The sequence below is a fragment of the Clostridioides sp. ZZV15-6597 genome (assembly GCF_020657815.1).
Lineage (GTDB): Bacteria > Bacillota > Clostridia > Peptostreptococcales > Peptostreptococcaceae > Clostridioides.
Genome location: NZ_JAGWCT010000176.1, coordinates 1 through 4733 on the forward strand (window position 1 = coordinate 1; position 4733 = coordinate 4733).

4 protein-coding genes are annotated in these 4733 nt (G+C 27.8%); all 4 read left to right on the top strand.

The features are described 5' to 3' along the window. The first annotated feature begins 30 nt into the window (after positions 1-30). The 4 genes from KGF52_RS20310 (at position 31) to ptsG (ending at position 4681) form a co-directional block, all read left to right on the top strand. Positions 31-933 carry a LysR family transcriptional regulator gene (locus tag KGF52_RS20310; RefSeq protein WP_227829193.1) on the top strand — a complete coding sequence of 301 codons (903 nt, stop codon included), beginning with the start codon at positions 31-33 and terminating at the stop codon, positions 931-933. Between the two features lie 153 nt (positions 934-1086). Further along, positions 1087-1209 carry a hypothetical protein gene (locus tag KGF52_RS21520; protein ID WP_255642515.1) on the top strand — a complete coding sequence of 41 codons (123 nt, stop codon included), beginning with the start codon at positions 1087-1089 and terminating at the stop codon, positions 1207-1209. 258 nt (positions 1210-1467) lie between these two features. Next, a complete protein-coding gene (gene licT / locus KGF52_RS20315) occupies positions 1468-2310 on the top strand; it encodes a BglG family transcription antiterminator LicT (RefSeq protein ID WP_227841428.1) in 843 nt (280 codons plus the stop codon). A 289-nt stretch (positions 2311-2599) separates the two neighbouring features. Further along, on the top strand, positions 2600-4681 hold the full coding sequence (gene ptsG / locus KGF52_RS20320; protein ID WP_227841429.1) for a glucose-specific PTS transporter subunit IIBC: 2082 nt from the start codon (positions 2600-2602) through the stop codon (positions 4679-4681). The last annotated feature ends 52 nt before the right edge of the window (positions 4682-4733 follow it).

The window sequence follows — 4733 nt, forward strand, 5'->3', positions numbered from 1 at the left end:
CAACTATACTTGTAAGAAAGGTGGTTTGAAATGGATATAAAACAGTTAAAATATTTTGTTGAAATAGTGAAATCTGGTTTTAATTTATCAATTGCATCAAAAACTCTTCACATATCTCAACCAGCCTTAAGTCAAATTATAAAAACTTTTGAAGAAAATGAAAATGTATATTTATTTGAGAGATATAAAGGCAGGTTAAATGGATTAACTCCAGCAGGAGAACGATTTTATGTAAATGCAGAAAATATTATAAATGAATATAAAAATATGATGGAGGATTTAAGAGAAGACTCTGTTCAGTTTAAAGGGAAGGTTAGAATAGGGATACCACCACTTATACTTGGAATAGCTTTTTCTGATGTAGTTGCACAATTAGTTGCAAACAATCCAGATATAGAATTCGATATAGTAGAGAAGGGGGCATATGATTTAAGTAGAATGCTTATTTTACAGGAATTAGATTATGCAGTTCTTTTACATCCACATAAAATTGATAGGAGTGTAGTAACAGAACATGTACTTCAAGAAGATGAACTTACTGCATTTTTAAATACAAATCATCATCTTGCAAAGAAAAATAAAATAGATTGGAAGGATTTAAATGAAGAATTGCTTGCAATATTTAATCCTACATTTATGATACATCATAAATTAATGCAAAAATTTACTGATGAAAAAGTTAAACTTAAGAGGTATATTATGTCTGGTTCTTGGGATTTCTTGTTGTTATCAACTACAAATTCTGATTTTATAACTATTTTACCATCACCAGTACATGATTTTTTTGAAAATAGTCAAATTATAGAAAAACCATTTAATGACCCTATTACATGGAAGGTTGTATTATGTAGACCTAAAAAAGAACGTTACAGTCATGTAGATGAGCATGTATTTAAATTTATTATAGATTTCTTTAGTAAAAAGAATCTATAAATTGTTATTTAAATAACAAATAAAAATATTAATGAAGATAATAGGCATGAATCATTAATAGTAATTAGATTTTACAATCGTTATTTAAATTGGTTAACTAGAAAAATTCATAATGATGATAAATTTGAAGCAAAAGTAGGATACTATAGATTAATGGCAATACAAAGTGAAAGAGATAGTATTCAACAATTAGTTGAAAGTAAACAAATATCAAGAGAAGTAGCTAAAGAATTATTGGAAAATATTCTTTATGATGAAATGATGATGATAGAATGAAAATTATAAACTGTATAATGTTTAAATTTTATTGGTACTAAAAAAATAGGAAATAGTTTTCAATAATTTACTTGACATATATAATCATTTATAATAGAATAAAGCTATAAATTGAATACAATATTTATGAGCGTTAACAAACTGGATTGTTACTGGGAAGCAGGCAATACCTAAGTTAAGATATACAGGTGAATTGTATCTTAATTTAGGTGTTTTTTTATGAATAAGGGAAATTGTATTTTGGGAGAGATATTGATTATGATTATTCAACAAATTTACAATAATAATGTTGTATTAGTTTTAGATGAAAACCAAAAAAAAGAATTAATACTAACAGGATGTGGAATAGGATTTCAAAAAAAGAAGGGTCAAGAAGTAGATAAAAGTAAAATTGAAAGAACCTTTGTAACACAAGATGAAAGTTTTATAGATAAAATTGGAAAATTAGCAAGCCAGGTTGATGAAAAGTTTTTTGAGGTGAGCACAGAGGTAATTGCTCATGCAGAAGGCATTTTAAATACTGAGCTTTATGAGTACATATATGTAGCACTTACTGACCATATTGCATTTGCAATTAAAAGATATCATGAAAATATAACTATAAAAAATGATTTACTACATGAAATAAAAAGAATTCACAAAAAAGAATACGAAATTGGAGAATGGGCTGTAGATTATATAAATAAAGAATTTAATGTAGAGTTTCCTTTAGATGAGGCAGGCTTTATAGCTATGCACATAGTAAATTCAAACTATAAAGGCAGTTCAAAGGAATCCCTGTTAATTACTAAAATTGTAAAAGACATACTCAATATTATAAGATATTATTATAGAGTTGAGTTTAAAGAAGATGATATAAATTATGATAGACTTCTTACACACTTAAAGTTTTTTGCAAATAGATTAGTAAAAAGAGAGGAACTCAATGATACTAATAATGATATTGTAGATATAATCAAGATAAAGTATGAAAAAGATTATAATTGTGCATATAAAATAAAGACACATGTAGAGAAAAATTATGATTACTATGTAAGTCAAGATGAACTATTATATTTAACACTACATATTAAAAGAGTTATATCTGTGTTGAATTCATAATAATATTACTAAATAAATATAAATTAAATATCGGTATTTAAGATACTATGTAAAATTTAATAGAAATATAATAATTTTAAAACATTAAGGTTGTTACTGATAATGCAGGCAAGACTTAGGTTTGTAAAAAAATTATAACAGTTTATTTTTAATTCTAAAATTAGGTTGATATAGGTTTATTTATATTAACATGAGATTTATTTTTAGGGTTAAAACTACCAGTGTAATTTTTTATAAACTTAAGTCTTTTTTATTTAAAAAATATAAAATAATAAGGAGAGAGAAGTAAATGAAAAAAATATTTGGTGTTTTACAAAAAGTAGGAAAATCTTTAATGTTACCAGTTGCATTACTTCCAGCAGCAGGTATATTGCTTGGTGTAAGTAATGCTTTAGCAGGAGATGCGTTACTTGCTCATTTTCCAGCACTAGCAAATCCTACATTTCAACTTATAATAAGTATAATGGAAAGTTCGGGGCAAATTATATTCAATAACCTGCCTCTTATATTTGCAGTTGGTGTAGCTGTGGGTCTAACTGAAGGCGAAGGTGTAGCAGCATTGGCAGCTATAGTAGGTTTTTTAATCCTTAATACGTCTATGGGTGTTATGGCAGGTGTCACAGAAGATATGATAGATAATTCTATGTATGCAAGTATTGTTGGAATACCAACAATTCAAACAGGTGTATTTGGAGGTATCATAATAGGTATAGTAGCTGCTTATCTTTATAAAAAGTTTTATAAAATTGAACTACCTCAATACTTAGGCTTTTTTGCAGGTAAAAGATTTGTGCCTATTGTTACATCATTAGCAGCAATAGTAATAGGAATCATATTATCATTTATTTGGCCACCAATACAAGAAGGGTTACTTAGTTTTTCAAAAAATGTTATAGAAGCAAATCAAACATTAGCAGCATTTATGGAAGGGTCTCTAGAAAGATTATTAATACCTTTTGGTTTACATCATGTTTTCCATAATCCATTTTGGTATCAATTTGGAGAATATGTAAACAAAGCGGGAGAACTTGTAATGGGTGACCAAAAGATATTTTTTGCTCAACTTAAAGATGGGGTAAATTTCACAGCAGGTACTTTTATGACAGGTGCATTTCCATTTATGATGTTTGGTCTTCCAGCAGCAGCACTTGCTATGGTACATGAAGCAAAGCCAGAAAAGAGAAAGTTTGTAGCAGGAATAATGGCATCAGCTGCACTTACATCTTTTTTAACAGGAATAACTGAACCAATAGAGTTTGCATTTTTATTTGTTGCACCAGCATTATTTGTAGTACATTGTTTATTTTCAGGTTTATCATATGCAGTAATGCAACTATTAGGAGTTAAAATCGGATTCACATTTTCAGGCGGATTAATAGACTTCTTACTATTTGGTGTACTTCCTAATAGAACTCAATGGTATCTAGCTATTTTAGTAGGTATTGGATTTGCAGTATTATATTATAGTGTATTTAGATTTATGATAAGAAAGTTTAACCTAAAGACACCAGGAAGAGAAGATGAATCAGAGTCTAGTGTGGAGACTAGTGAAATGTCAAAAGATGAGTTGGCATCAGAAATACTAATAGCTTTAGGAAATAAAGAAAATTTAAAAAGTTTAGATGCTTGTATAACAAGACTTAGATTAGTTGTAAATGATATAGATAAAGTGGATAAAGAAAAGTTGAAATCACTTGGAGCAGCAGGCGTAATGGTTATTGGAAACAATGTTCAAGCTATATTTGGTCCAAAATCAGATGCAATAAAATCTAATATAAAAGATATAATAGAGGGAAAAGTAAAGGTTGAAAAGACTGATATTAAAAATATAGATAAAAAGAAAATGGAAAAAAATAATAACATAGAAAACACTAATATAGGCGATACTTTGGTGGAAGAAGAAATTTATTCATTGACAAATGGAGAAATCTTAGATATAGAAGAAGTTCCAGACTCTGTATTTTCAAGTAAATTAATGGGAGATGGATTTGCAATTAAATCTGATGATGGATTAATTTATTCACCAGTAGATGGAACTATTGGAGTTGTATTTCCAACTAAACATGCAATAATAATCAAATCTAAAAAAACTGGAGTAGAAATACTTATACATTTAGGTATAGAGACTGTAAACTTAGAGGGAAATGGGTTTGAAGTATTTGTAAATGTAGGAGATGAAGTGAAGTCAGGGGATAAACTGGTTAAGATGGATTTAGAATATATTGAAAAAAATGGTTTATCAACAATGAGCCCAGTAGTGTTTACGAATTTAGAGCAAAATCAGAAGTTAAATATTAAAAAGGGAAAAGTTACAGCAAAAGAAAGTAATCGTGTAAGTATATTAAAAGGTAGTATTGAAAAAATTGGATAGACATATTAACTGAATAGATATATTAATGTGTATAATTAAAAGACTATGAAGT

What these genes read in the sequence shown, in the direction of transcription:
- KGF52_RS20310 (WP_227829193.1), top strand. Translation starts at nt 31, where the DNA reads ATGGATATAAAACAGTTAAAATATTTTGTTGAAATAGTGAAATCTGGT.
- KGF52_RS21520 (WP_255642515.1), top strand. Translation starts at nt 1,087, where the DNA reads ATGGCAATACAAAGTGAAAGAGATAGTATTCAACAATTAGTTGAAAGT.
- licT (WP_227841428.1), top strand. Translation starts at nt 1,468, where the DNA reads ATGATTATTCAACAAATTTACAATAATAATGTTGTATTAGTTTTAGAT.
- ptsG (WP_227841429.1), top strand. Translation starts at nt 2,600, where the DNA reads ATGAAAAAAATATTTGGTGTTTTACAAAAAGTAGGAAAATCTTTAATG.